The sequence below is a fragment of the Streptomyces sp. NPDC048420 genome (assembly GCF_040651535.1).
Classification (GTDB): Bacteria; Actinomycetota; Actinomycetes; order Streptomycetales; family Streptomycetaceae; genus Streptomyces.
This window is the reverse complement of record NZ_JBEZKG010000054.1, coordinates 3,695-30,049: the sequence shown is the minus strand read 5'-3', so window position 1 is coordinate 30,049 and position 26,355 is coordinate 3,695. Positions and strand designations below refer to the sequence as shown.

General features: G+C 68.6%; 26 protein-coding genes and 1 tRNA gene. 14 read left to right on the top strand and 13 right to left on the bottom strand.

All coding sequences use genetic code 11. From position 1 onward, the window contains the following. Positions 1-158: 158 nt before the first annotated feature. Positions 159-626 carry a RidA family protein gene (locus AB0D34_RS45970; RefSeq protein WP_362673879.1) on the bottom strand — a complete coding sequence of 156 codons (468 nt, stop codon included), beginning with the start codon at positions 624-626 and terminating at the stop codon, positions 159-161. Then, positions 623-787 (bottom strand): DUF4177 domain-containing protein, encoded by a 165-nt coding sequence (locus AB0D34_RS45965; protein ID WP_007383662.1) that lies wholly within the window; start codon positions 785-787, stop codon positions 623-625. The genes AB0D34_RS45970 and AB0D34_RS45965 overlap by 4 nt, the downstream gene beginning before the upstream one ends. 175 nt (positions 788-962) lie before the next feature. Between AB0D34_RS45965 and AB0D34_RS45960 the strand changes: the two genes are divergently transcribed. Together AB0D34_RS45960 and AB0D34_RS45955 are read left to right on the top strand one after the other, a co-directional pair. Beyond that, positions 963-1,940, top strand: coding sequence for an ArsA-related P-loop ATPase (locus AB0D34_RS45960; protein WP_362673876.1), 978 nt, complete (start codon positions 963-965; stop codon positions 1,938-1,940). After that, positions 1,937-3,316 (top strand): ArsA family ATPase, encoded by a 1,380-nt coding sequence (locus AB0D34_RS45955; protein WP_362673873.1) that lies wholly within the window; start codon positions 1,937-1,939, stop codon positions 3,314-3,316. The genes AB0D34_RS45960 and AB0D34_RS45955 overlap by 4 nt, the downstream gene beginning before the upstream one ends. Before the next feature lie 41 nt (positions 3,317-3,357). Here the strand turns inward: AB0D34_RS45955 and wblA are convergent, their stop codons facing one another. Beyond that, entirely contained in the window at positions 3,358-3,696 is a 339-nt protein-coding gene (gene wblA / locus AB0D34_RS45950) for a transcriptional regulator WblA (RefSeq protein WP_030324083.1), read from the bottom strand. A gap of 508 nt (positions 3,697-4,204) precedes the next feature. Between wblA and AB0D34_RS45945 the strand changes: the two genes are divergently transcribed. Then, positions 4,205-6,481, top strand: a complete 2,277-nt coding sequence (locus AB0D34_RS45945) for a transglycosylase domain-containing protein (RefSeq protein WP_362673871.1) — start codon at positions 4,205-4,207, stop codon at positions 6,479-6,481. A gap of 88 nt (positions 6,482-6,569) precedes the next feature. Here the strand turns inward: AB0D34_RS45945 and AB0D34_RS45940 are convergent, their stop codons facing one another. Beyond that, positions 6,570-7,034 (bottom strand): GatB/YqeY domain-containing protein, encoded by a 465-nt coding sequence (locus AB0D34_RS45940; RefSeq protein WP_362673868.1) that lies wholly within the window; start codon positions 7,032-7,034, stop codon positions 6,570-6,572. Positions 7,035-7,134: 100 nt separating this feature from the next. Here AB0D34_RS45940 and AB0D34_RS45935 point away from each other — a divergent pair, with 100 nt between their 5' ends. The 4 genes from AB0D34_RS45935 to AB0D34_RS45920 all read left to right on the top strand — a co-directional run bounded on the left by AB0D34_RS45935 (position 7,135) and on the right by AB0D34_RS45920 (position 10,869). Next, positions 7,135-8,061, top strand: coding sequence for a metallophosphoesterase (locus AB0D34_RS45935; protein WP_362673866.1), 927 nt, complete (start codon positions 7,135-7,137; stop codon positions 8,059-8,061). Between the two features lie 91 nt (positions 8,062-8,152). Continuing rightward, complete coding sequence (locus AB0D34_RS45930) at positions 8,153-8,938, top strand: Pr6Pr family membrane protein (protein WP_362673864.1); 786 nt, start codon at positions 8,153-8,155, stop codon at positions 8,936-8,938. Between the two features lie 34 nt (positions 8,939-8,972). Further along, a tRNA-Pro gene (locus tag AB0D34_RS45925) sits at positions 8,973-9,046 on the top strand. Between the two features lie 743 nt (positions 9,047-9,789). Further along, complete coding sequence (locus tag AB0D34_RS45920) at positions 9,790-10,869, top strand: hypothetical protein (RefSeq protein WP_362673862.1); 1,080 nt, start codon at positions 9,790-9,792, stop codon at positions 10,867-10,869. Here AB0D34_RS45920 and AB0D34_RS45915 read toward each other — a convergent pair. The 4 genes from AB0D34_RS45915 to AB0D34_RS45900 form a co-directional block, all read right to left on the bottom strand. Then, positions 10,799-11,641 (bottom strand): PE-PGRS family protein, encoded by an 843-nt coding sequence (locus AB0D34_RS45915; protein WP_362673860.1) that lies wholly within the window; start codon positions 11,639-11,641, stop codon positions 10,799-10,801. The genes AB0D34_RS45920 and AB0D34_RS45915 overlap by 71 nt on opposite strands. Before the next feature lie 152 nt (positions 11,642-11,793). After that, positions 11,794-13,329, bottom strand: a complete 1,536-nt coding sequence (locus AB0D34_RS45910; RefSeq protein ID WP_362673857.1) for a LacI family DNA-binding transcriptional regulator — start codon at positions 13,327-13,329, stop codon at positions 11,794-11,796. A 48-nt stretch (positions 13,330-13,377) separates the two neighbouring features. Then, positions 13,378-13,758, bottom strand: a complete 381-nt coding sequence (locus AB0D34_RS45905) for a helix-turn-helix domain-containing protein (protein ID WP_362673884.1) — start codon at positions 13,756-13,758, stop codon at positions 13,378-13,380. Positions 13,759-13,831: 73 nt separating this feature from the next. Then, on the bottom strand, positions 13,832-14,089 hold the full coding sequence (locus tag AB0D34_RS45900; protein ID WP_362673854.1) for a helix-turn-helix transcriptional regulator: 258 nt from the start codon (positions 14,087-14,089) through the stop codon (positions 13,832-13,834). A gap of 485 nt (positions 14,090-14,574) precedes the next feature. On the opposite strand from AB0D34_RS45900, the gene AB0D34_RS45895 reads away from it, so the two are divergent. From AB0D34_RS45895 to AB0D34_RS45870, 6 genes are all read left to right on the top strand, one after another. Beyond that, positions 14,575-15,489 (top strand): hypothetical protein, encoded by a 915-nt coding sequence (locus tag AB0D34_RS45895; RefSeq protein ID WP_362673851.1) that lies wholly within the window; start codon positions 14,575-14,577, stop codon positions 15,487-15,489. Further along, positions 15,486-16,181 carry an ATP-binding protein gene (locus AB0D34_RS45890; protein ID WP_362673881.1) on the top strand — a complete coding sequence of 232 codons (696 nt, stop codon included), beginning with the start codon at positions 15,486-15,488 and terminating at the stop codon, positions 16,179-16,181. The genes AB0D34_RS45895 and AB0D34_RS45890 overlap by 4 nt, the downstream gene beginning before the upstream one ends. A 133-nt stretch (positions 16,182-16,314) precedes the next feature. Then, positions 16,315-17,601: a hypothetical protein gene (locus tag AB0D34_RS45885; RefSeq protein WP_362673849.1), complete on the top strand. Its 1,287-nt coding sequence runs from the start codon at positions 16,315-16,317 to the stop codon at positions 17,599-17,601. 32 nt (positions 17,602-17,633) lie between these two features. After that, positions 17,634-18,272, top strand: coding sequence for a plasmid mobilization relaxosome protein MobC (gene mobC / locus AB0D34_RS45880; RefSeq protein WP_362673846.1), 639 nt, complete (start codon positions 17,634-17,636; stop codon positions 18,270-18,272). 1 nt (position 18,273) lies between these two features. Next, positions 18,274-19,983, top strand: coding sequence for a relaxase/mobilization nuclease domain-containing protein (locus AB0D34_RS45875; protein ID WP_362673844.1), 1,710 nt, complete (start codon positions 18,274-18,276; stop codon positions 19,981-19,983). A gap of 120 nt (positions 19,984-20,103) precedes the next feature. Then, positions 20,104-20,526: a hypothetical protein gene (locus tag AB0D34_RS45870; protein ID WP_362673842.1), complete on the top strand. Its 423-nt coding sequence runs from the start codon at positions 20,104-20,106 to the stop codon at positions 20,524-20,526. Positions 20,527-20,619: 93 nt separating this feature from the next. Here the strand turns inward: AB0D34_RS45870 and AB0D34_RS45865 are convergent, their stop codons facing one another. The 3 genes from AB0D34_RS45865 to AB0D34_RS45855 all read right to left on the bottom strand — a co-directional run bounded on the left by AB0D34_RS45865 (position 20,620) and on the right by AB0D34_RS45855 (position 22,648). Then, complete coding sequence (locus AB0D34_RS45865) at positions 20,620-21,318, bottom strand: hypothetical protein (protein WP_362673840.1); 699 nt, start codon at positions 21,316-21,318, stop codon at positions 20,620-20,622. Between the two features lie 94 nt (positions 21,319-21,412). Beyond that, entirely contained in the window at positions 21,413-21,865 is a 453-nt protein-coding gene (locus AB0D34_RS45860) for a hypothetical protein (RefSeq protein ID WP_362673838.1), read from the bottom strand. A 96-nt stretch (positions 21,866-21,961) separates the two neighbouring features. After that, a complete protein-coding gene (locus AB0D34_RS45855; RefSeq protein ID WP_362673836.1) occupies positions 21,962-22,648 on the bottom strand; it encodes a DUF317 domain-containing protein in 687 nt (228 codons plus the stop codon). Positions 22,649-23,355: 707 nt separating this feature from the next. Here AB0D34_RS45855 and AB0D34_RS45850 point away from each other — a divergent pair. Then, positions 23,356-24,018: a class I SAM-dependent methyltransferase gene (locus AB0D34_RS45850; RefSeq protein ID WP_362673833.1), complete on the top strand. Its 663-nt coding sequence runs from the start codon at positions 23,356-23,358 to the stop codon at positions 24,016-24,018. 64 nt (positions 24,019-24,082) lie between these two features. On the opposite strand, the gene AB0D34_RS45845 is transcribed toward AB0D34_RS45850, so the two are convergent. Both AB0D34_RS45845 and AB0D34_RS45840 read right to left on the bottom strand, forming a co-directional pair. Continuing rightward, positions 24,083-25,333: an IS256 family transposase gene (locus tag AB0D34_RS45845; protein WP_362673831.1), complete on the bottom strand. Its 1,251-nt coding sequence runs from the start codon at positions 25,331-25,333 to the stop codon at positions 24,083-24,085. Between the two features lie 413 nt (positions 25,334-25,746). Beyond that, positions 25,747-26,355 (bottom strand): hypothetical protein (locus tag AB0D34_RS45840; protein ID WP_362673829.1); only part of this gene is annotated, 609 nt, incomplete at its 5' end.

Here is a 26,355-nt window from a genome sequence, read left to right as displayed (position 1 = left end):
GGGGCGCGGGGAACTGCGCACAACACCAGCCCCCACCGGCCCGCAGACAACCAACAACCGAACCCCGCCCAACCGCCGGAGGCAACCCGCAGGCATCTCAGGGGCGCGGGGAACTGCGCAAAACCCCCGCCCCCACCCACCCCGCACCCATCACTTCACTACGAAGCCAGCTCCACCTGAACCTCAACCTCCACCGGCGCGTCCAGCGGCAGCACAGCCACCCCCACCGCACTCCGCGCGTGCACCCCCGCCCCCCCGAGCACCTCGCCCAGCAGCTCGCTCGCGCCGTTGATCACACCCGGCTGCCCCGTGAAGTCCGAGGCCGACGCCACGAACCCCACGACCTTCACCACACGCGCGATGCGATCCAGGTCACCCGCCACCGATTTCACCGCCGCCAGCGCGTTCAGCGCGCACGTGCGGGCCAGAGCCTTCGCCTCCTCGGCCGTGACCTCCGCGCCCACCTTCCCGGTGACCGGAAGCTTCCCGTCGACCATGGGCAGCTGACCCGAGGTGTACACGTACACACCCGACTGCACGGCCGGCTGGTACGCGGCCAGCGGCGGCACCACGGACGGCAGCGTCAGCCCCAGCTCCGCGAGCCGCGCCTCGACCGCCCCGCTCACGCCGCCTTCTCCCGCTTCAGGTACGCCACCAACTGCTCGGGGTTGTTCGGCCCGGGCACGACCTGCACGAGCTCCCACCCGTCCTCGCCCCAGGTATCCAGGATCTGCTTCGTGGCGTGGACGAGCAGCGGCACGGTCGCGTATTCCCACTTCTTGGTCATGCGGCCGACTTTAGCCGCTGCTCACCGCGCGCTTTCAGCCGCCGCTCACCCCGTGCCGCCGGCCGCCGCTCACCCCGTGCCTTCAGCCGCTGCTACCCCCCGCCCCCACAGCCCCTCCCCGCGTTATCCACAGCCTCCTGCTTAGGTTCGCCGCCGACTGGTTACGCTCGAATACGTGAGCAGGCTCCAGGTCGTCAGCGGCAAGGGCGGGACCGGAAAGACCACGGTCGCCGCAGCCCTCGCGCTGGCCCTCGCCACCGAGGGGAAGCGGACGCTTCTCGTCGAGGTCGAGGGCCGCCAGGGAATCGCGCAGCTCTTCGAAACGGAGACGCTGCCCTATGAGGAGCGGAAGATCGCCGTCGCTCCTGGGGGCGGGGAGGTGTACGCACTGGCCATCGACCCCGAACTGGCCCTTCTGGACTACCTCCAGATGTTCTACAAGCTGGGTGGCGCCGGCCGTGCCCTGAAGAAGCTCGGCGCGATCGATTTCGCGACCACCATCGCGCCCGGCCTCAGAGACGTCCTCCTGACGGGCAAGGCGTGCGAGGCGGTCCGCCGCAAGGACAAGTCCGGCCGCTTCGCCTACGACTACGTCGTGATGGACGCGCCCCCCACGGGCCGTATCACCCGCTTCCTGAACGTCAACGACGAGGTCGCCGGGCTCGCCAAGATCGGCCCGATACACAATCAGGCGCAGGCGGTGATGCGGGTGCTGAAATCACCCGAGACCGCCGTCCACCTCGTCACGCTTCTGGAGGAGATGCCGGTTCAGGAGACCGCGGACGGCATCGCCGAGCTGAGGGCCGCCCACCTCCCCGTGGGCCGGATCGTCGTGAACATGGTGCGTCCGGAGGTGTTGGACGCGGCGGACCTGGAACTCGTACGCGGCACCCCGCGTTCAGCCGTGGCGAAGGCGCTCTCCTCGGCCGGTCTCGGCGGCGCCCGCCGCGGGGGCAACGCGGAGAAGCTGGTCGATCCGCTGGTCCAGCAGGCCGAGGAGTACGCCGAGCGGTACGAGCTGGAGCACGAACAGCGCGCGGTCCTGGGCGAGCTGGGGCTGCCGTCGCACGAACTGCCCTTGCTGACCGAGGGCATGGACCTGGCGGGTCTGTACGAACTGGCCACCGAGCTGCGGAAGCAGGGGATGTCATGAGCCCGGACGCCAATCCGCACGACCGGCACCACCGTCTCTCCCCCGCCCCCACCCTCGACCTCGACCCGCTGATCGACGATCCGCACACCCGCATCGTGGTGTGCTGCGGCTCGGGCGGGGTCGGCAAGACCACCACGGCGGCTGCCCTGGGGCTGCGTGCCGCCGAGCGGGGCCGCAAGGTCGTCGTCCTCACCATCGACCCGGCCCGCCGCCTGGCCCAGTCCATGGGCATCGACTCCCTCGACAACACCCCGCGTCGTGTGAAGTCCATCGAGGGCGCAGGCGACGGCGAACTGCACGCGATGATGCTCGACATGAAGCGCACCTTCGACGAGATCGTCGAGGCGCACGCGGACGCCGAGCGGGCTGCCGCGATCCTGGGCAATCCCTTCTACCAGTCGCTCTCGGCGGGCTTCGCGGGCACGCAGGAGTACATGGCGATGGAGAAGCTCGGGCAGCTGCGGGCCCGGGACGAGTGGGACCTGATCGTCGTCGACACGCCCCCCTCCCGCTCCGCCCTCGACTTCCTGGACGCGCCGAAGCGGCTGGGCTCCTTCCTCGACGGAAAGCTGATCCGGCTGCTCACCGCCCCGGCGAAGCTCGGCGGCCGCGCGGGGATGAAGTTCCTGAACGTCGGGATGTCGATGATGACCGGCACCCTGGGCAAGCTGCTGGGTGGTCAACTCCTCAAGGACGTCCAGACGTTCGTGGCCGCGATGGACACCACGTTCGGCGGGTTCCGCACCCGCGCGGACGCGACGTACAAGCTGCTGCAGGCGCCCGGGACGGCGTTCCTGGTGGTGGCGGCCCCGGAGCGGGACGCGCTGCGCGAGGCCGCGTACTTCGTGGAGCGGCTGGCCGCGGAGGACATGCCGCTCGCCGGGCTGGTGCTCAACCGGGTCCACGGCAGCGGCGCCGACCGGCTCTCGGCCGAGCGGGCGCTCGCCGCCGCGGAAACCCTTGAGACCGTGGAAAACCTGGAGGCCGCGGAAAATCTTGAAGAGCCCCGCATTGTCGATCAGGAGGGCGGGAAAGCTGGAGTTCGTAACTCTCCCGACACGTACGGCAGTTCAGAATCTCCCGCTTCCCAGGCACCGACTCCTGACGAAGGCTCCCCCGCCGACTCGGAGAACTTGGAGAAGGAGCGGTCCGTCGACCAGCTCACCGCAGGCCTGTTGAGGCTGCATGCCGACCGTATGCAGCTGCTCTCCCGCGAGCAGCGCACACGTGATCGCTTCACCGCGCTCCACCCCGAGGTGGCGGTGGCCGAAGTGGCCGCGCTGCCCGGCGATGTACACGACCTCGCGGGGCTGCGGGACATCGGAAACCGGCTCGCGGCCGGGCGGCCGGAGCTGCCCGACGCTGCCGTCGACTGACCCGGTGAGTGACCCGGTGACTGATCCGAGGGGTGTCCCCCTCAGCTCACCGCCGCGTAGTTCTCGTAGATCTCGTCGTCCTCGAGGGGCAGGATGCCGACCCCCCGCTCGTACTCGACGCGCGCCGTCTCCAGCAGCCTGCGCCACGACGTGACCGTCGGCCGCCGGCGCAGCAGGGCGCGGCGCTCGCGCTCTGTCATGCCTCCCCACACGCCGAACTCGACGCGGTTGTCCAGCGCGTCGGCGAGGCACTCCGTGCGTACCGGACATCCGGTGCACACTGCCTTCGCCCTGTTCTGCGCTGCTCCTTGAACGAACAGTTCGTCCGGATCGGTAGTGCGGCAGGCCGCCTGCGCACTCCAGTCGACTACCCAGCCCATACCGGCGCCGTCCTCTCCCGAATCGAGGCTCCCCCACGGCGGCAGCGGCATATTCACCGCCGCCAGTTGAGGACGTTACGGAAGGCAGGCACAGCGCAACACCCCCTTCGGGCCCAATCTTGAATGGCCCGAACGGACTATGCGTAAGCGGCAGATCACCCGGGGGAGTGAGCCCGCGACATACATGACTATCCCGGCAAACCGGGACACTTGTCTTGCGTCACAACGGGCACGTGATGACACACGAGGCGGATTCGGACACGTCCGCACCAAAAAAGTCAGGGAACGACCAGAACGATTCGGGGTCGCCGGACGTATTGATACGTGGCCCTACTGCTGTGACAGTTGAGAGCAGCTTAGGCCAAGGCCTGTGCGCGTGTCCGGCGAATGAGAAGGTAGGGCGCTCCTGTCGTCATGCCCGCTCCGACGCCGTCGTGCCCGCTTCCGTCGCCATGCCGTGACACAGGCTCTCTCCGAACGCTCATGAGTACGGATTAGGCTGCCCCCTATGTCGAAGAAGCGCTCGGGCGGCGGTCTGTCGCCCACGCAGCAGGCCGCCAAGTTCCTCGGTGTCAGTGTTCTCGCGGGAGCGGTGATGGCCGGCATCGCGCTACCCGCGGCCGGCGCACTGGGGCTCGCGGCCAAGGGGTCGGTGGAGAGTTTCGACGAGCTCCCCGCCAACCTGAAGACCCCGCCGCTGAGCCAGCGCACCACGATCCTCGACGCCGAGGGCGGCACCATCGCCACGGTCTACTCGCGCGACCGCACGGTGGTGGACCTCAAGGACGTCTCGCCGTACATGCAGAAGGCGATCGTCGCGATCGAGGACTCCCGCTTCTACCAGCACGGCGCGGTCGACCTGAAGGGCGTCCTGCGCGCGCTCAACAAGAACGCGCAGAGCGGCGGGGTCGCCCAGGGCGCCTCCACGCTCACCCAGCAGCTGGTGAAGAACGTCGCGGTGGAGGAGGCCGGTGACGACCCGACGAAGGTCGCCCAGGCCACCCAGCAGACCATCGGCCGCAAGATCCGCGAGCTGAAGTACGCGATCCAGCTCGAAGAGGAACTCGGCAAGAAGAAGATCCTCGAGAACTACCTGAACATCACGTTCTTCGGCCAGCAGGCCTACGGCGTCGAGGCGGCCTCCCAGCGCTACTTCTCCCGGCACGCCAAGGATCTCAACCTCGAGCAGTCGGCTCTGCTCGCGGGCATCGTCCAGTCCCCCAGCCGTTACGACCCCGTCAACGACGAGGCCGAGGCGACCAAGCGGCGCAACACCGTGCTCCAGCGCATGGCCGAGGTCGGTGACGTCTCGCAGGCGGAGGCCGACAAGGCCAAGGAGCAGCCGCTGGGCCTCAAGGTCAGCAAGCCCAAGAACGGCTGCATCACGGCGGTCAAGGGCGCGGGCTTCTTCTGCGACTACGTCCGTGAGGTCTTCCTGACCGACCCGGTCTTCGGCAAGACCCAGGAAGCCCGGGCCAAGGTCTGGAACCAGGGCGGTCTGACGATCCGCACCACGATGGACCCGCAGTCCCAGAAGTCGGTCCAGAGGTCCATCAAGGAGCACGTCTACCAGAACGACCAGGTGGCCACCGCCGCGACCATCGTCCAGCCCGGCACCGGCAAGATCCTCGCGATGGGCCAGTCGCGGCCGTACGGCATCAACAACAAGAAGAACGAGACGACGCTCAACCTCTCGGTCAACCAGGACATGGGCGGCGGCGCGGGCTACCAGCCGGGTTCGACGTTCAAGCCGATCGTGGCCGCGGCCGCCATAGAGGGCGGTACGCCGGCGACCAAGATCTTCCCCTCGCCGTACAAGATGGACTACCCGGCCCCGGTCCAGGAGTGCAACGGCGGCGTCTGGAACGAGAAGGGCGTCCCGGTCACCAACGAGAACACCTCCGAGGTGGGCCCGTACGACATGAAGACGGCGACCGCGAAGTCGGTCAACACCTACTACGTGTCGTTGATCAGCGAGATCGGCATCTGCCCGGTGACGGAGATGGCCGCGAAGATGGGCGTCCAGCGCGCCGACGGCCGCAAGATCCAGCAGGCCCCGTCGATCGCCCTGGGCACCCAGGAGATGTCCCCGCTGACCATGGCGAACGCGTACGCCACCTTCGCCTCGCGCGGGATGTACTGCACCCCGGTCGCCATCGAGTCGATCACCCAGCGGGTCGGCGAGAAGTCGAAGTCCCTCCAGGTGCCCAGGTCGACCTGCTCGCGGGCGATGTCGGAGAACACCGCGGACACCATCAACACGCTCCTGAAGGGCGTGGTCGAGGACGGCACGGGTTCGGAGGCGGGCCTCGGCGCCGGCCGTCCCAGCGCCGGCAAGACGGGTACGACCGACGAGCGCTACGCGGCCTGGTTCGTGGGCTACACGCCGAACATGGCCGGTGCGGTCTGGGTCGGCGACCCCGCGCACAAGCGCAAGATGCAGAACATCACCATCGGCGGCGTATGGAACGAGAAGGTGTTCGGTGGCAAGGTCCCCGGCCCGATCTGGCGCGACATGATGGAGGGCGCGCTGGAGGGCAAGGACGCACCGAGCTTCAACCTCGTCAGCATCCCGGACATGCCGAAGCAGGACGACCCCGGCAAGGGCGACGACGACGGTGACAACGGCGACAACCGCGGGAACGACAACGGCGGCAACGACAACGGCGGGAACGACGGCGGCGACGACGGCAACACCACCTTCCCCACGCCGACCTTCTCGATCCCGGAGAACTTCATCCAGGGCACGAGCAACGGAAACGGCAACGGCGGTGGGCGCGGCTGACGCGCCGGCCTGAAGGCCGTAGCGAAGTGAGAGCCCCCGCCCCGCAGAACATGCGGGGCGGGGGCTCTCGTACGACGTGCTGCCGTGCTCAGCCGGCCAGGAGCTTCTTCACGGCCGCGGCGACCCGGCCGCCCTCCGCGAGGCCCGCGACCTTCGGGTTCACGATCTTCATGACGGCGCCCATGGCCCGCGGCCCCTCGGCGCCGGCCGCCTTCGCCTCCTCGACGGCCTGGACGACGATGTCGTTCAGCTCCTCGTCGCTGAGCTGCTTGGGCAGGTACTCGGCGAGCACCACACCCTCCGCCTTCTCCCGCTCGGCGGACTCGGCGCGACCACCCTGGGCGAAGGCGTCCGCGGCCTCGCGGCGCTTCTTCGCCTCCTTGGTGATCACCTTGAGGACCTCGGCGTCGGAGAGCTCGCGCTTCTCCTTGCCCGCGACCTCCTCGGTGGTGATCGCGGCGAGCGTCATCCGGAGCGTCGAGGAGCGCAGCTCGTCACGCCCCTTGATCGCGGCGTTGAGGTCTTCCTGCAGCTTCGACTTGAGCGTGGTCATGGGTCCGATTGTCGCAGGTGTGCGGTGACGGACGCCCGCGCTTTTACCGTGAGGGCGGCGGGCGGTCAAGGACGCCGCCACGATCTGACACGATGGACGTATGCGCGCGCGATACGGAGTCCCCTTGGGAATCGCGGCGGTTGGCGCCGCCGGTCTGGTCTACTCCGCGGGTTTCGAAGCCCGCTCCTTCCGTCTGCGACGGGTGACGGTCCCCGTCCTCCCGGCCGGCATGCGCCCGCTGCGGGTGCTCCAGGTCTCCGACATCCACATGGTCGGCGGCCAGCGCAAGAAGCAGCGCTGGCTGCGCTCGCTGGCGGGGCTGCGCCCGGACTTCGTGATCAACACGGGCGACAACCTGTCGGACCCGGAGGGCGTGCCGGAGGTCCTGGACGCGCTGGGTCCGCTGATGGAGTTCCCGGGGGCGTACGTCTTCGGCTCCAACGACTACTACGGCCCCAGGTTCCGTAACCCCGCCCGGTACTTGTACGAGAAGGCCCAGGGCCGTCACGGCCTGAACGGCAACGCCCCCGCCGTGAGCGTCGTCCACAACCCGTGGGAGAACCTGCGGGACGGCTTCGACGCGGCAGGCTGGCAGAACCTCACGAACACGCGGGGCATGCTGAAGATCGAGGGCGTGTCGGTGGAGCTGACGGGCCTGGACGACCCGCACATCAAGCGGGACCGCTACGCCGAGGTGGCCGGCGGCCCGTCGGGCGCGGCGGACTTCTCGATGGGAGTGGTCCACGCCCCGTACCTCCGCGTCCTGGACGCGTTCGCGGCCGACGCCTACCCCCTCATCCTGGCCGGCCACACCCACGGCGGCCAGATCTGCCTCCCCTTCTACGGCGCGTTCGTCACCAACTGCGACCTGGACACGGACCGTGTGAAGGGCCTGTCCAGCCACTCGGCGGAGGGCAGGACGTCGTATCTGCACGTGTCGGCGGGCTGCGGCGCGAGCCGGTACACGCCGGTGAGGTTCGCGTGTCCGCCGGAGGTGACGTTGCTGACGCTGGTGGGGCGGGAGTAAGTCGCTGTCGCCGGTTGGCCGCGCGGGGGTGGGTTAACCCGCACGGCCCGCCCGTATCGCCCCTTTTGTCATGCCTGCCTAGCGTGAGGGCATGACCGCCCCGATACCCAGGGACATCCCGGACCTTCCCGCGATCCCCGGCATGCCCGCCTTCCTGCCCACGCTCGTCCCCGCCTCGGCGGTGGTGGCTCCCGTACGGCATCCCGTGGCCGCCGCCTACCGCGTACTGGTGGCCCTGGTGGCCGCCGCGGCCGTGACCGTGGAACTGCTGCTGAGCGGCCCGATCCGCACGCTGAGCCACTTCTCGGTCCAGAGCGCGATCCTCGTGGCCGCGGTGTTCCTGCTGTCGGCCCGCAGGGCATGGACGGCCCGCCGCCCCCTCCCTGCCTCCCTGACAGGCGCGACACTCCTCTACGCCACGATCACGGCCCTGGTGTACCACCTGCTCCTGACGAACGCGTCGAGCCCGTTCTCCCTCACGGGCGCGGCGGCGACACCGACGGGGTGGCACGCGGTGACCGCGCACGTGCTGCACACGGCGATCCCCGCGGCGGCCGTCCTGGACTGGCTGCTCCTGTCGCCCCCCGGTCGCCTGCACCTGCGGCAAGCGGCGAACTGGCTGCTGTACCCCCTGGCCTACCTGGCCTTCTCGTTCACCCGAGGCGAGCTGATCCCTCCGGGCACCGGCGGCCGCTACCTCTACCCCTTCCTGGACGTGGACCTCCACGGCTACAAGAGCGTCCTCGGTAACGCCCTCCTCCTCGGCCTCTCCTTCTACGCCCTCGCGATCCTCCTCATCGCCCTCGACCACGCCCGCCCGAACCCCATCCGCCACCGCCCCAAAACCGGATTTCGTCTCCAGCCACCGGTGGGCTAAAGTAAACGACGTCGCCGCGACAAGCAGCGACGATCGGGGTGTAGCGCAGCTTGGCAGCGCGCTTCGTTCGGGACGAAGAGGTCGTGGGTTCAAATCCCGCCACCCCGACAGCCAAAACAGCAGGTCAGGCCCGGTTCTGAGAGATCAGAACCGGGCCTGATTTGCTTTGCAACCCTGTTTTGGGAGCCATTTGGGAGCCAACTGGGTGTGATCTTCGAGATCCGGCTCCCGGTGGCTCCCCGAGGAGGTGCACGGCTTGTGCCGCGCAGACCTGAGACGGTACGACGATCGCCATGCACCCTTGGTCTCCGTTAAATGACCGGCAACTCGCACTGCTCACCCGTATCGGGGGCGGAACCGACCCCGTCACGTCGGACAGCCCCGAGCTCGCCGTCACGGCTCGCGCGCTCAGGGATCGGGGCTTGGTGACCATGCCCCGGAAGAAGGGGAGGTGGCAGGCGGAGATCACTGACTCGGGGCGCTTCTATCTGGAGCACGGGCATCATCCCGACCGACCGGAGTTGGCTCCACGCAAGCCTCGCGCTGCGGCGTCTGAATCCGGAGCGCCGGTTGCCGCTGATCCGTCGCAGGATGCCGATCCCCCGACCGAGCCAAAGCCCGCCCCGAAACGGGCTGTGAAACCTCCGCGCCCGTCGCCAGCGGCTGTCGGGCCGGCGCTCATCGCGCAGGTGCAGGAGGCCGGACGATTTCTTCGGATCCCTGATCCCAGCGCAGAGGAACGGGCTCGGTATCGCAGGGCGTTCGACGCAGCTCGGCAGTGCGCTCCGGAGGGATACCACCTGAAGTACAGCGGGCGGGCGAAGGGGGACTTCTTCCTCGGTCTGCTCAGGGTGTCCGGTGAGGACGACACAGAGTGGAACCGGATCCGTCTGGCGCGCAGCCGTGTGATCACCGACGTCGAGGACGTGCTCGCCGCCGTCACCAAGGACCACAGCGCGTTCGAGATCTCCGAGGAGGTCCTGCCGAGGGTGCTCGCACTGATCCGGCTCCTTGCCGATCAGGCACTCGCGCGGTACGGCGAGATCGCGGTGTCCAAGAAGCGCAGGCAGCCGAGGCCGCTGCTCACCGTCCACGGAAGAACGTACGAGGTCGGATTCCGCGAGCGGCAGAAGCAGGTCCGGTACGTCCCCAAGCAACCGGGCCGACGCACGTACGACTGGCAGCGGGTCACGCCGGCCCACAAGTTCGAGCCGTCCGGCGAACTGGAGCTGTCGGTCAGCGAGAACTCGGGCTACAGCTACAACTACGGCTGGAAGAAGGAATGGGCCGACACGGCCAAGAAGCCGTTGGAGGAGCAGATCGCCTCGATCTTCCGGGCGTTGAAGGCACGCGCGGAGGAGCAGGAGCAGGCCCGGCTAGAACGAGAGGCGGAGCAACGGCGTCTCCGCGAGGAGCGGGAGCGCCAGGAGGCCGAGCGCCGACGACTGGCGGCGGAGCGGGAGGAGCGCGAGCGTCGGGAGTGGGAGGCCGCGGTAAGTGCGGCTTCGGTGCAGGCGGTTCACGCGGTAAGGGCCGAGCACTTCGGCACGGCCCTGGAGCAGTGGCGTGCCGCCGGTGAGATCCGGGCCTTCTGTGCCGCGCTGGATGACGTCGCCGCCGCATCGGAGGACGCCCTCGAAGCTGAGAGGCTGCGCGAGTGGTCGGCTTGGGGAAACACAGAGGCAGATCAGCTCGACCCCACGACGAATGGCAAGGGTCTGGCCGCCCGTGACTTCAACGTGGAGCCGACGAAGAAGCAGCTGCGACCGTTCCTCGACGGCTGGCGGCCGGACCGGCCGGAGAAGGAGCCTCCGGCTCAGCCAACGCCTCCCAAGCCGGAGCCGGACCCGTGGCGCGGCGTCATCGATGCACATCAGGATCAAGGGTGGCGATATGGACGCCAAGGTCGCGCTCAATGGTGGAGGCGATGACGCCGTGACCTCGGTCGCGTAGCGCCTTGACCGCCTTCTCGACCAGTTCCCCGAGCCTGATGACCTCGGCGCGCAGAGCGACCAACTCGTCGTAGCGGTCAGCCTTGTCCTCGCCGCACCAGGCCCGGACGGTTCGCAAGACAGTTGCCTCCACGTCCAGCTTCCGATCGTCCCGTCGGCTGTAGGAGTACCAGGAGGACTGGGCACGCTCCTGCTCGATGCCCTGCTGCTTGCGGTCCACCTCCGGAAGGATCTCGTCGGCAAGACGGCCGGCCACTTGGCGGGCGACGCGCTCGGTGACCGGCCAACCGGCCAGGCACATTCCGTGGCGGTTCTCGTAGACCATGGCGTCGCTGCGGAGTTCAGCTGCGTCCATGCCGATGAGTGGTGCCGTCTCGTCGAGGCGGCTCAGCTCCAGGACCCCGGCGTCGGCCACCGTTCGGCGCAGGCGGAGCCTGCTCTTCGGACGGACGAAGCCGAGGATCATGCGGGCGGCCTCGAAATCCGTGCTGCCGCGGACGTGGCGAGAGGACTCCGCCAGCGCCAGCTCTGCCGCGTCATCCGCGCGGAACGTATCGACATCCGCCCACGGTGCTACGAGAGAGCCGGAACTGACCCACTCCTGCAGGCCAGCAGCATCACCTTCGAGGAAACGCACGTGAACCCAGCCAGACCTACCGGAGCTGCCCACGCGTACGACCTCGACCTGGCGGACCTCGTTACCCAGGTCCTTCGACCTCGCGCGGTATGCCCAGTGCTCGCCAATCTCCATGTGCCTATTGAGCCAGGTCTCTTGGCCCTCTCACCGGGCGTTTGCCATAACCTCCGGAGCGAGGTGACCTCCACGAGGTTGACGCTGCCCCCGCAAGGTGTCGCCGGAGACGGCTGTGCCTCTGGTGGTGACCACCAGAGGCACAGCAACAGTCACCGCTGAGACTCCGCAGGCGCACGTGATTCCCTGCGCGCACGTAGGAGATCGTCGAGTACGCGCACGGGTGACGTGGGGCTCATCGCCAGGCGGGTGTCGAGTGCCGCCTCCCACTGCTCGGTCAGTCCGAGCATGAGGCGCTTGCGCATTCCGGGTGTGACGTGGGCGTAGCGCGCGGAGACCGAGCCGTCGATGTGGCCCATGCGGTCGTCCATGAGGACCTTCTCGGTACCGAGGTCCTCCATCACGGTGCGGTGGGTGTGGCGGAGGCCGTGGGGTGTGAGGCCCTTGGCGATCGGGAGCCAGCAGGCATCGGCTCGGTCGCTGGCGCCACGCCCTCGGGCTGGGACGCCGGGCCACGGCTCGCCGAGGAGCGGTACGGGGCGGGCTTCCTGCGGTGCCTTCTTCGGGTACCAGCCGGAGACCGCCGGGGTGAACAGCCAGGTGGCGAAGCCGTTTCGGCGCCAGTGGGCTGCGTGCTGCGGTACCGCGCCGCCGCGCACGAATCCCAGGTCTGCGATGGCCTGTTCCACCCTGACCCTCTTGGCTTCGGTGACGCGGTCGGGGTGGTTGAGGACGTTGGACACCGTGCCGGTGGAGACTTCGGCTCGGCGTGCGACGTCGACGAGCTTCGCGCCGTGGTGGCCGCCGGTGCGGGCCGTGCCCTGGCCCCGGAAGACGTACGTCTTGCCATGGCACGGGCAGGGTTTCGGTTTCGTGCGGGCGACGTGGTTGGAGACCAGGGCAGACAGCCAATCCGTCGCGTCGATGGTGCGGTAGCTGTCGTCCTTGGGAGGGCAGCGAACCAGCTCGCCGGTGTCGAGTTCGTACAGCTGCCATTCGACGCGGACGGCCCCGGGACGGGCGAACTCCGTCTCCAGGCCGACGATTTCGCCCCAGCGCATGCCGGTGTAGCCCTTGAGGACGACGGCGACGAACTCGTCGTCGCGGCCGGAGAGCAGGGCAGCCCGTTCGGCGGCCAGCAGGATGCCGAGCGGGTCAGTGACCACCTTCTCCGGGCCACGGTCGCGGGAGCGGCCGGCACGCTTGCCGCGTCCGCGCCGTCTGGCGGCCGGGTTCGAGGTGATCACGCCCTCGTCGATCGCGTCCTCGAAGATCAGGTGGAGCGTCGAGCGCCAGGTCTTGACGCTGGAGGCCGCGTAGGCGGCCTTCTCCTTCTTCTCCCACAGGTCGACGTCCGTGCGCAGGATGCCGGCGAGCGCCTTGTCCTCGAAGTCGGGGAGAAGGTGCTCCTCGATGTGGCGCTTGTAGTTCTGCATGGTCGAGGCGGCCAGGTCCTGCGCCTCGTACCAGCGGTTCGCGTACTCGCCGAAGGTCTCCTGGCCGAGTGCCGGGTCGCGCCAGTCGCCGCGCCGGTACTTGTTCTCGGCCTCGCTCGCGGCACGCTGGGCCTCGCCCTTGGTGGCGAACCGGATCGCCTTGCCGTTGTCGTCGACCACCGTGAGGTGCTTGCCGGGCGCGGTCTTGTACCGGCCGCGCCAGTAGTTTCCGCGCTTCTCCGCGAAACCCAACTTCCGTCTTCCTCCCCTGCTCTCGGCTTGTGACTGGGTGCGGGCGCGCTACGCGACGGTCTCGTACAGGGTGCGGCGCGGCGGTCGAGCCCGCAGACGCCCTGGCGTCGAGGCCGTAGTCGGCTCAGGAGACGGCGCGGCACGAGTTCGTACCGCGGGAGGACTTGTCGCTGCCCGACTCGTCGGCGCGCTGCTGAGGGATCGCTTCGGGCGCTCTTCGTGGAGGCGGACGATCTCGGCGAGGTGCGCGGCGGTGAAGCGGTAGGCGCGACCGACGCGGTTGTGCGGGATGAGTCCGCGTCGGGCCCGGTCCTTGACCCACCAGGCGGAGCAGCCGAGGGCTTCGGCGATTTCTTCGGGGCGGTAGAGACGGGGCAAGGGGGCTCCGCCCTCGGTGCCGGGAAGGCGTCGTACGAGGGCAGGGGGTATGTCGGAGTGGTGCAAGAAGGGCGGGTCCTTACTGGGTGGGGGCGTGCTCGGTCAGCGGTGCTGAGGGCCCTCGTCACATGGCGGTCGGCCCGTGCAGCAGCACGAGAGGCGAGACCAGGAGGGCTTCGGCGATCGCGACGAGGTCGTCGGCATCGCATCGGCGTTGGGCGCGTTCGATGCGGGACAGCATGGTGTTGGACATCGGGTGGCCGAAAGCGGTCACGCGGTCGGCCAACTGGCGTTGCGACAGGCCGCGTTCGGTTCGGAGCATTTCGATGGTGCGGGCCGCCTGCATTCCTGCGGGTCCGACTTCCAGTGGGCGTGGGGGCATGGCTCCAATTGAAAGGTGCATTCGCCGGTTTGGGTAACCGGCGATCGTGGTCTATGTTGCGCTCGCGTCGTTCGCCGAGATGCGGTTCCAGGGAGTCGGGAAGAGGCACGGAAAAGCGCGCCGATCACGAGTCTGACGTGCGGTGTTGTGTTGTAGCTTCCCCGCTTGCGGCTCGTCAACGGCTTGCCGATGTGATGCTTCTGGCTCGGCGGTCCGGGCAACTATTTGGTCAACGGCCGATCGTGCCTTACGGTTTTCCTCCCGCCCGCCACCGAGCCCCATTTCTCGCTGCCTTTCTGCCGTGAGAGATTGCGCCGGATAGGGCTGGACTTGCGCGACTGGGGTGTGGCTATGTTGACGACACCCCCCGGAAACGCAATCGCTTCCCGGCGCGCGTCCGCGCCAACACCCCCTCGAATCCCGCCCCGACCGACGGTGAGCCGTGATGCCCGCGCACAGGCCACCGAGTGAGGACCGCCCCGCACTTGGCACGAATCCGCACCATCAAGCCCGAAGCCTTCGTCTCCGAGTCCCTGGCCGTCGTCTCCCTGACCGCCGAGCGCACCTTCCTCGGCCTGCTCACCCAGGCCGACGACCAGGGCCGCCACCGCGACCACGCCGCGATCATCGCCGGGCAGCTGTGGGTGCTGCGCCCGGAGCACACCCCGTCCGACGTCGAGACGGACCTCGCCCAGCTCGCCGACGCGGGACTGATCTGCCGCTACAAGGGGCCGGATCACAAGCGGTACCTGCACGTCGTGACCTGGCACCAGCATCAGAAGATCAACCGGGCGAGCAAGAGCCGCCTCCCGAGCTGCCCGGTTCACGACGCTTCGGTCGCGTCGGCTCCTGCCGTGGGCGCCGGTGTCACGGAGTACTCGCTGCCGCCTCACGCAGTCCTCACTGAGGGCTCCGGCGAGGTCCGGGAGTCCGCACTGAATCCGGGGCTTGAGAGCGAAGTCGCAGGTCAGGATCGCTTCACGGGGTCCTCCGTGAAGGATCAGGGAGCGGTCAGTGAGGCAGCAGTGACGTCTCACGGTACGGATCTAGGACCTAGGACCGTGGATCTAGGAAGTTCCCCTTCGGGGGGCGCGAGCGCCCCCGCGCCTGACACCGTCTCGGCTCAGCAGCTGATGGCCGAGTACATCGCTGCCTGCGCTCACCGCCCGCCCAAGGGCGTCCTGGGCCATCTCGGCCGGGAGGTGCACAAGCTCCTCGGCGAGGGCATCGCCCCCGCCCACATCCGGGCCGGGCTCGATCGCCACCGCGCCAAGGGCCTGTCCCCCAGCCTCCTGCCGAGCCTCGTCCACGAGGTCATGAACGCGACCCCCGCACGCACCGCCCACCGGGCGTGGACGAACCCTGCGGACACCGCAGCCGCCTACGGAGGTGACCTCTGACCGCCACCCTCACCCGCGAGCCCCGCCAGGTCGGTGCGATAGCCGACCGGCTCAACGGCATCCTGGCCGGCCGCGGCATCGACCCCCGTACCGTCGCCGTGGAGCCGGCCGCCGAGCCCATCACGGCACTGGAGCTCGCCGACGCTCGCATCCCCGCCCGCTACCGCCGCGCCCTGGCCGACCACCCCCAGATCACCGCTTGGGCCGACCAGATCGCCGACGCCGGACGCCCCGGGCCGGGCGGCCCCGGCATCTCCGAGGGCCCGTCGCTGCTGATCGCCGGCCGCACCGGCACCGGCAAGACCCACCAGGCATACGGCGCCGTCCGCGCCCTGCTCACCCGGGGCGTCCGCCTGCGCTGGGAGGCCACCACCTCCGCCGACCTGCACGCACGGCTGCGCCCCCGCGCCGGTCACGACTCCGAGCGTGACCTGCAGACGCTGGCCCGCTGCCCACTGCTGCTCTTGGACGACCTCGGCGCGGCCAAGACCAGCGAGTGGACCGAGGAGCTCACCTACCGGCTCATCAACCACCGGTACGAGCACATGCTCCCCACCCTCATCACCACCAACGTCCCCACCGCCGAGCTGCGCACCGCGCTCGGTGACCGGGTCGCCTCCCGCCTCGCTGAGATGACCGAACGAGTCATCCTCACCGGCCCCGACCGACGCCGCACCGCGCCCGCTATCTGAACGGCCCGCGGTCCCTCCCGTCCCACCACCTCGCCCGCCCGGGCTTCCGCCTGCCCTCGAACGCCCGGGTCCCTTGGAGAGCTTCTGCATGACCCCTGGCCCCACCACGCTCATCAGCGCTAACGACATTGGCATGCCCTCCTTGCCGCACTGGTTCCCTGCTTCTGCTGCCATCGCGGCTCTGCTCGTCGTCGTACTGTCCGCCGCATGGTCCCTGCGGAAGTACCGACGGAAGCCGAGCGCTGGACGGCGCCGTAGCACCGCCGCGATCCCGGTCGCCGCTGTCGCCGCGATCGGCTGCACCGCGTACAGCGCGGACACCAGCTGGCGATTCGCCGCCGACTACCTCGACATGGGCAGCGCCGTCGAGCGCGCCGCGATGTTCGCCGCCGCCGAACTGGCGCTGTTCGCCACCGCGCTGATGGCGCGGGCGAACCTCAACGGCCCCAAGCAGGCGCCTGGGGTGCCCGGCACTCTCACCTGGGTGATCACCTGCGTGCAGATCGTGCCCGCCTACGCTGAGTCCGGCCTGGTCGGCGGAACTGTGCGGGCCTTCGTCGGCCCGGTCCTGGCGGCAGTGCTCTGGCACCTGGCCATGGGCATCGAACTACGCCACCGCAGCCCGCACGCCGATTCCCGCAGCCTGACCGCCCTCCTCACCCGACAGGCACGCGAACGGCTGCTGGCTCGTCTGGGGATTGCCGACCGGGACGCGGATGCCGCCCGGATCATCCGCGACCGCGCCCTCGACTGGGCCGTCACGCTGATCCTCCGGGTAGAGAGCATGGCACCCGAGAAACGCACCAAGTGGCGAGGCCGGCGCCTCACCCGCCGCCTGCACCAGGCCCTGGAGCAGGCTGACGTCGACCGCGACAAACACCAGGACGAGCTGCTGCTGCGCAAGCTCGCCACCCGCCAACAGGCCCTCGCCCTGGCCACCGTCCCGCTGCCCGCCCGCTGGCCCGATACCGCCGCACGCACGAGGGGCGGCTCCGCGACGGCCCGCCCGCGGGCTACGGCAAGCGAGCGGGCAGAAATTTCGGGCGCCTCGCCCTCCAATGTCGCGGGCGATGACGCCGCCGACCGGGCAGCCCGCCCCCTGCCCGAAAACAGCCCGCAACAGCCCGTCCGCACCACCGTCGGCCCGGAACCAAAACCGGGCGAGGAACCGCCGGGCAACGACCCGCGACCCGCCTCGCGGGCGGAGTCGAAGCGCCCGAGCTCCAAACCGCGCGCGACACGGGACCTCCTCAACAAATACGCCCGTGACCTCTTCCGCGAGCACGGACGTCTCTCCCGCGACCTGCTGGAGGAGGCCGTACGCAGGGACGGCTACAGCGTGGCCAGCGACACCGCCGGCGAGGTGGTCCGCACCGTCAAGGCCGAGCTACCGACGGCGCCCGTCGGCCACCCGCACTGAGACCACCCTCAACGCCCAAGGAAAACCACTCGATGCACGAATCGCACCACGAACTCCCCACCTCCCAGGAGGAGATGATCGCCGACCTCGACAGGGCAGCAAGCAATGGCGATGGACCGTCCATAGGCCGTTCGATCGCGGACTCCTCCGCCCCGGGGGTGGCGGAGGAACAGCTCCGGCACGAGGGCGTGCCGGAGCAGGAGCGGGTGGGCGCCGGCGAGCAGTCGCGCGATCCCTCCGTTGGGGCCACGCAGCGTGCGCCGTACCGCCGCGCGAACCTCGATGCGCAGCGCTCCGAGCACGTCACCGCGCGCTTCGCGCCGCACGAGAAGCACGACATCCAGTCGTCGGCGAAGACCGCTCACGTGACCATGGCCCGCTACATTGCCGACGCCGCCATGGCCCGCGTCCGCGGTGAGATCACCGTCGCCGCCGAGCGCACGGTCTACGACGATGCGATCGACGGGCTCACCGCGATCCGGGCGCAGATCGCCCGGATCGGCAACAACGTCAACCAGATCGCCCGCCGCCTCAACGCGGACGGCGATCCACACCCTGTGGACGCCGCGATCCTTCACCGGGCGGACCGCCTGCTCGCCGACGCCCACGACACGGTCCGGGCGATCGACGACGCCGCCATCCGGGCAGCCGAGCAGAAGTGGGCAGTCTGAGGTGATCGCGAACATCGTCAAGCCGGGCAACAAAACCTACGGCGTGCTGGCCTACCTCTTCGACAAAGGCCGCGCCAACGAACACACCGACCAGCACATCGTCGCCTCCTGGGACGACTTCATCCCCGACCCCGGCCCCTGGGACAGCCCTGGCCACAAGCAACGGCTCGGCCAGCTCACTCAGGCCCTGGATCTGCGGGTCAAGCAAGCCGGCGCCAAGGCACCTGAGGGGCACGTGTGGCACTGCTCGGTACGCGCCGCACCCGAGGACCGCATCCTCACCGACGCCGAGTGGGCCACCATCGCCCGGCGCATGGTGCACGCGACCGGCATCGCACCTGACGGCGATCCCGACGGCTGCCGCTGGGTTGCTGTGCGTCACGCGGAGGACCACATCCACATCGTCGCCACCAAGGTGCGCGGTGATCTGCGCCCGCCGCGGAACTGGAACGACTACCGCCGCGCCATGAACGAACTCACAGCTGTCGAGGAGGACTTCGGTCTCACCCGGGTTGCACGTGGTCCCGAAGCTGCTGCCGGCACCTCGGCGGTGAAGCGCTCCACCCGGGCCGAGGAGGAAAAGGCCAAGCGACGAGGCCACGACAAGACCGCGCGTGAGCGGCTGCGGCACGTCGTACGTACCGCGCTGTCCCACGCGAAGGATCTGGACGAGTTCTTCAACCTGCTCGCCGATGCCGGCCTTCAGGTCGAGACCCGCACACTGCCCTCCGGCGACCTCGGCGGCTACAAGGTCGCTCTGTCCGACGACGGCACGCCCATCTGGTTCTCCGGCTCCAGCCTCGCCACCGACCTGTCTCTCCCCCAGATCCGACAGCGCCTGGCCGCCACCGAGGCACAGCCCACCGCAGCCTCATCAGCTCGCCAGCACCGCCCCAGCCCGTGGCATGTGGCCACCGCTGCCGCCGAACGCATCCCCCACCACCTCGCCCACGCCGACGACGGCGCCGTCCAGGCCCACCTCACCGTCTTCGGCGAAGTCCTCTACGCGCTACCGGCCCATGCTCCTGTCCGACTCCAGGCCGAACTCCACCGTGCGGCTGCCGCCTTCGAACACGCCGCCCACACCCGCGCCCGCGCCGACCACCAGTACGCCCGCGCACTGCGGGGAGCGCTAAAGGCCATGCGCTATCAACCCGCGGACCACACCGGTCTGGCCATGCTTTTGGACGCCGCCATCCTCGTCGTCCTCGCAGTCCAGCGCCACAGCGCCCTGTACCACCACGACCGGCAGGTGGCCGCCGCCCGTCAGTCGCTCACGCACCTGCAAGCCGCCTACGCCCAGATAGCCCCCGCCAGCCTCGCCGCACTCGCCAGGCACCTTCCCTCCGACAGCGCGGTGCATCGGTACGCCCGCACCCTGCACGAGGTCCTGCCCCGCCACGCCGAACAGATCCTCACCGAAAGCGCCTGGCCCGCCCTCACCGCCGCCCTCGCCGCCGCGAAAGCCGCTGGCCACAACCCGGCCGCCGTCCTCCAGCAGGCAGCCCAGCACCGTCCCTTGGACAACGCGAAGTCAGCATCCGAGGTCCTCGTCTGGCGCATCCAACGCCTCGGCGACCGGCATGCACCCGGCCCCGGCGCACGAACCGCGCAGGCCCGCCGCCTTCCCGCTCAGACCGCCCCGCAGACCGATCCCGGGCTCCCGGGCACGTACACGCCGCCTACATCCCGCGCCGGACGGTCCCGCTGAGCCGGAGCCCCTGGCGCGGGCCACGAGGAACGACACCACGCGCAGCCACGGACCGGTACGAAGCCGACGGATCGTAGCTGTACATCCCCGGTTATCGAAACCGGGGATTCTCAGGACCCTATGTCCTGCCCACTGCCCTATCCCTCGACAAGGAGAACCCGCATTCCCCTCACCGAACCCCGCCGGTACGTCGTCGCCCAGCTGAGCGGCGCGTACTTCAAGTACCACGCCAGCACCAAGACCTGGTTCCACCACGATGGAGGCCCCTTCACTAAGGCGGAACAGGCCGCCGCTCTCGCACCCACCATCAACGAGGTCAAAGAGGCGAAGAAGCAAATAGATCGGTACCACCAGTACCTGCAGACCTGGCTCGAAGCTCCCGAGGAACTGGACCGCTTCCTCGCCCCCTTCCTGGACCGGCTCGACGAGAAGTCCTTCGGCAACGCCATCGGCATCATGAACGAGAACGAGCGGCTGAAGCTCCAGTGGCTGGTCAACGCGGCGACTGAACCTGTCCGTCCGTTCACCCCGTACACCTTCTGACAGACGACGGCACCGACCGCACCCCCAGATGAGGAAGGGGGCCGGTGACCGGGAAAACATCCCGGTCACCGGCCCCCTTCGCATCCCCTGCAGTCACAGTGTGCGCTGTACCTTGTCAACGGCCTTCGCCAAGTGCGCGTCGACAACACCCGGCGAGCCGGAAACGACCACCAGCACGTTGGCGATGCGGATCGCCGTCTGCTGGACAACGCTGCGCTGCCGGCCAACGGAATAGGTGAGCAGCTGGCTCCACTGCTCGTCGCCTAGAGGCGGCGCGGCCATCTCCTCGGTGCCCATGTCGACGGAGGTGCTGCCCACGAAGACCTGGTACGTGGGGCAGGAGATCATCGCGTCGAAGATCCGGCTCACGCCCCTGGAGAGCTTTGCGGCGGAGTCGCTGTACAGCTCCTCAGCCACCTCCGAGTCACTGCCGCCCGTATAGGTGAAGGACGCCTTCGCCCTGCGAGGGAAGTCGAGGCTGTCGCCGACAGCCGCGTCACCGCCGAGTTTCTCCAACGCCGGGCAACCGGAAACGACGACATCGTCCTGCGGCCTGGGCTGCTGCGGCTTGCGGGTGTAACCCTCGCCAAGATCACTCTCATCCAACAGGCGCTTGCTCAGCGCCGCCGAGGACAACAGCTCGGGCACCGGGGAGTGCTTGCCCTCCTGCTGTGTGGGCGCGGAGTCGGAGGAGACCGGATCGTCGGCGGGCGTGCTGCCTGTGGTGCAGCCAGCCAAGGCCAGGACGGCGAGGGCGCTCAGGCTGCGAACGGTCGTGGTGTGAAGGCGCATGCGGAACCCCAAAAATCGCTACGGAACGAACGGTCTGACCAGCCGGGCCTCCGGCGCCGGCGAAATGCAGGGGTATGGACTGCGGTTTCGGGGGTCAGTGGCCGAGGTGGCGCAACCCGTCCTCAAGGGTGGGGTGCCAGTGATCGACCGGACCGGAGTTGCGGTTGTACCAGGCCGCGTCCAGACGGGGCTCCATCACCTGGTGGCCGGCCCGGCAGCGCAGCCACACCGAGTCGTCGCGCAGGCAGAAGACGATCCAGTCCCGGTACGCGCCGCACGTCGGGCACGCGCGGATCTCACCGCCGATGACGAGCGGCTGCATCCACCGCATCATCGCTCCCTCGACGTCCTGTCGGGACGGCGCCCGCAGATCGGCTGGTGGGAAATCCGGCATCGTGGTCGCCGAGGCCGATCCGGTCGACATCGGCGCCTCAGCGCGGACGATGTCGAATGGCAGAAGCTCGTGTGCATGCATCCGCAGCACCGCGAACGCCTCACGTTGGGCCTCACGGAACTCGCGGTCTGCGCGAGCACGTCGTCGGAACATACGGTCTCCATCTCTGTCATCTGACGGACACAGGGGAACGTGTACTCAGGGGAATTGGCGACGAACAGCACAACAAGCACTGCAGGGCGCGGATCGTCAGCTGCGGCGGACGACGTTGATCCGGCCCTCCGCGCTCTTGGGCACGGTGCGGCGGGGCACCGGGACCGGTGAGGCGAGCGAGGAGGCGAATGCCGCGACCAGGTCATGCGGGACACTGGCGCTGAAGCTGGCACACCAGAGATATGGGGTGCCGAGAACGGGTTCCGCCCACGCCTGCCACCCCATCAAGTCAGGGTGCGGATCCGCGTCCTGGACAAGCGGCGGCTGCAGTCCCAGGGAGACGGTGGCGGAGAACCCGGGGTCCATGGCGGTGGTGAGGGGACAGTCCACGTCACGGATCCAGCCTTGGGCACCGAGTGCGTTGAGGACCGTCTCGGGCCCTTCGAAGCCAGCGTCCGGCACCTCACGGGCGTCGAGCGCGACGATGAGATCGGCGAGCGCCTCGTACGGGACGCCGGAGGTGAAGTACGCGTTCCACTCCGTCATCGCGGAGGCAGCATGCGGGCGGGCGCTCAGCTGCCAAGCAACGGGCAGTCCGCCCAGCTCGAACGGGTAGGCCGCGAGGATCCACTCGGCGCCGCTCAGCCCGTCTTGGCTCGTATACAGCAGCGTGTGGCGGGAGGTGGGCCACATACGCCAGCCGAGGCCGGTCAAGGTATCGCCGATCAGCTCGGCAAGCCCTCCGTCGTCACCGGCAAGGTGGCGCGGAGTTACCCAGTACATCGGGTCTGGCATATCGGAGCGAGAAGGGTCACTGGGGTGGTGCGGGTGCAGGGGCGCCTCCGTGGGCTCGGACGTCAGTTCTTCCGGCGGGCGTTGTACGTTGACATGCCGTGCCGTGCCGCACCAGTCCTTTCGGGATCTTTCCTGTCTGCCCCCGGCGAACTGTGTCCTTGGACAGCTGTAGGTTCTCAAAAATGGCGCCACATCCTCAGAGCTGACTGCATATCAGGGCCATATATGGCCTTGCGCTGAGAATCGCAGCTCAGTACACCCACTCATTCGGGTGATAGGGGCAAGTTCCGCCTGCTTTCCTCGCGGAGATGCGGACATCGTGGGCGTACGGGGCCTCACCCGGTTTGGTGACGCCGTGGATGGCCCCACCGGAGCGGTCAGTGCTCGCTCGCGAGACGGTAAGTGTGTTGATGGTCTGTCGTGGATGAGAGTGCCAATTGACCTGCTGGGATCGGCGACCCCGTGGCGCATATTCCGTTGGTATCGCGGGCAGAAGCGCCGTTCCGGGGCCTACTGGTCTGCGACGAGAGTAATTGTCAAGACCTGTGGACGGCCGCTCGACAGTTGTCTCGATGACGGAGGACGTGACCGCCGCGATCTGACGGGCTGTGGCTCGCTTTTACCCGCTGCAGCGGTTCCCTGCGGTGATCGAAATTGGATCGTCTGCGGCTCGTGGTCAATCGTAGGGTGCGGCAATGGACTGGAACGCCTGGCATGGCAAGTACGACGTAGCGGACTCCTGGATGGCACGGAGGCTGCGGACCGTTCAATCGCAGATCCGGGCCGCTCTGGACGATGCCCCGGCCGGGCCGCTGAAGGTGATCAGCCTGTGCGCCGGGGACGGTCGCGACCTCCTCCACGTTCTGTCTGATCATCCGCGCCGCCACGAGGTGCGGGCGCGGCTTGTCGAGTTGGACGCCCTGAACACCGCGGCGGCTTCGGAGACGGCCCGCTTGGCAGAGCTGGACCATGTCGAGGTAGTGACGGGCGACGCCTCCCTCATCGACCAGTACCGGGACATGACCCCCGCAGACCTCGTTCTGGTCTGCGGTGTCTTCGGAAACATCACCGACAGCGACATCAAGGGCACCATCGGCGCCTGCAACCAGTTGTGCAAGACCGGTGGCAGCGTCATCTGGACTCGCAACCGTGCCGCCCCCGACCGAGTGCCCATGATCTGCGATTGGTTCGACGAGCAGGGTTTCGAACTGCAGTGGCTGTCCGAACCGGGTGCTGGCTACGGGGTCGGTGTGCACCGGTTCACCGGCACGCCTCGACCCCTGCGCACCGGCACCCGACTGTTTGAGTTCGTGGGCTACGACGTGCTCCGTCAGCGTGAGATTGCACAATCCGGCTGACCTCTGTCATGGCAGTCCCACTCCTGTCTGAGTAATTGCCCTATCCCGACCAGCCGCCACAAGATCAGGCAGCGCCGCGCGAGCGTTCGACCAGGACGCCGCTCTCGAACCGGGCGCCCGTGCGGACCAAGGGCACGAGGTGGGCTCCGGTGATCGCCCGCCAGCGGGCCTGGGCGGACTCGACGAGTTTGAACACCATCGCGAGGGCTGCGGCGGGGCTGCCGGCGCCGCGGGTGACCTTGGTGCGGAGCTTGACGGTGGAGAAGGTCGACTCGATGGGGTTCGTGGTGCGCAGGTGGATCCAGTGCTCGGCCGGGAAGTCGTAGAACGCCAGTAGCTCGTCGCGGTCGTCGGTGATCTTCGCGACGGCCTTCGGGAACTTGGCGCCGTATGTCTTCGCGAAAGCCTTGATCGCCTCGTCGGCGTGGCCGCGGTCCTCGGCGTTATAGATCTCTTGCATCGCCTTCGTGGCGCCCGGCTGTGCGGATTTCGGCAGGGCGTTCGTGACATTCCGGGCCTTGTGGACCCAGCACCGCTGGTGGCGGGCAGCCGGGAACACCTCGACCAGCGCCTTCCACAGGCCCATCGCGCCGTCGCCGACGACCAGCTCGGGATCGCGCATGCCGCGCCTGCGGCAGTCGCGCAGGAGGTCGGCCCACGACTCGGTCGACTCACGCAACCCCTCGGCCAGCGCGATCAGCTCCTTGGTGCCGTCCAGGCGCACACCCATCAGCACCAGGACGCAGGAGTACGCCTGCCCGAGCCGGACCTTGGGGTGCACCCCGTCCGCCCACACGTACACGTAGTCGGACTCGGCGAGGTCGCGCTGCTGGAAGGCGGCGTGGTCGTCCTGCCACTGCTTGGTCAGCCGGGTCACGGTGGCCGGCGACAGGCCGGCCGCCGAGCCGAGGAACTGCTCCAGCGCGGGCACGAAGTCCCCCGAGGACAGCCCGTGCAGGTAGAGCAGCGGCAGCACCTCACTGACCTTGGGCGACTTGCGGCACCACGGCGGCAGGATCTTGGAGGAGAACCGCATCCGCTCGCCGGTGGCCGCGTCCACCCGCCTGTCGTTCACTCGCGGGGCTGTGACCTCGACGGAACCTGCCGTAGTGGTCACGGTCCTCGACCGGTGGTGGCCGTTGCGGACCACCAGGCGGCGCCCGGCCTCGTCCGTCTCCGCGGCCAACTCGGCTATGTACTGGTTGACTTCGGCCTCCAGCGCGGCGGCGAGCATCCGCCGGGCGCCCTCGCGGACGATCTCGTCGATCAGGGAGCCGGACTCGGTCGAACCGTCGGCGTTCACTACGCTGAGCACGGGCGTGCCTTCCCGACCCGCGCTGCGAACGCGGGCCTACTCGGTGACCATCACAGGATCATTCGGGAAGGTACGCCCTCCGCGTCCAACCCGAAGCTGATCCACAGGTCTTGAGCATTGCTCTCTGCGACGATGCGTGACCAGGAAATGACCGCAACCGGACTGGCGCCGGGATAGCCCCTGTACACCTGGCCCGGATCTGCTCAGACGTAGGCTCAAGGCGCCAGGCGAGTCGAGACGACGCGGCAGCCGATCAGGACGAGACGGAATGCTGACTGACGGCTGCCGAAGAACGCTGGGCTTTACCCCTCCTCAGCTGCAAGTCGCGCGATCTGCTGGCCGCGTCCGAGGACGGTCAAGTGTGCGGCTAGGACGGAATGGTCGTCGAGGGGACCACGAGAGCCGAGTGTAGGTCAGTCATCACCGGTTCCAGTGCGTTTGATTCCCTCCTGCCTGGGACGACCGAGGGGGGGAAAGGGGCCGTTTTTGCGGGAGGCTGTAAGAGCGATACGCACTCCCTTGATGAGCTTGTCCAGGTCTTCCGCGGCCCCAGTGTGTTCGAACCGCTTCTGCAAGGCGTTAAGGCTGTTGTGGTTTGAGGCGGTTGCGAGCGCGGCGTGCACCGTCTCGATGAGCTTGTCTCGGTCATCGGCGGCCCGGGTGTGTTCGAACCGCTTCTGCAGGACGTCAAGGAGGCGGGCCAGGATGAACGCGCGCGCGTATTCCCGATCGTTGGGGGTGGCCGCGAGCTCGACGTGCACCATCTCAATGATCTCGTCCAGATCCTCCAAAGCGTCAGTGCGTTCGTACCGCTCCTGCAGGGCGTCGCGGAGGAGCCGCTGGTCGTTGTATGAATCGCTACGATCGGCAGCGACAGCAGCACGCGCCACCTCAATGAGCTCGTCCAAGTCCGCCGCAGTCGCAAAGCGTTCGTACCGCTCCTGCAGGGCGTCGCGGAGGAGCCGCTGGTCGTTGTATGAATCGCTACGATCGGCAGCGACAGCAGCACGCGCCACCTCAAT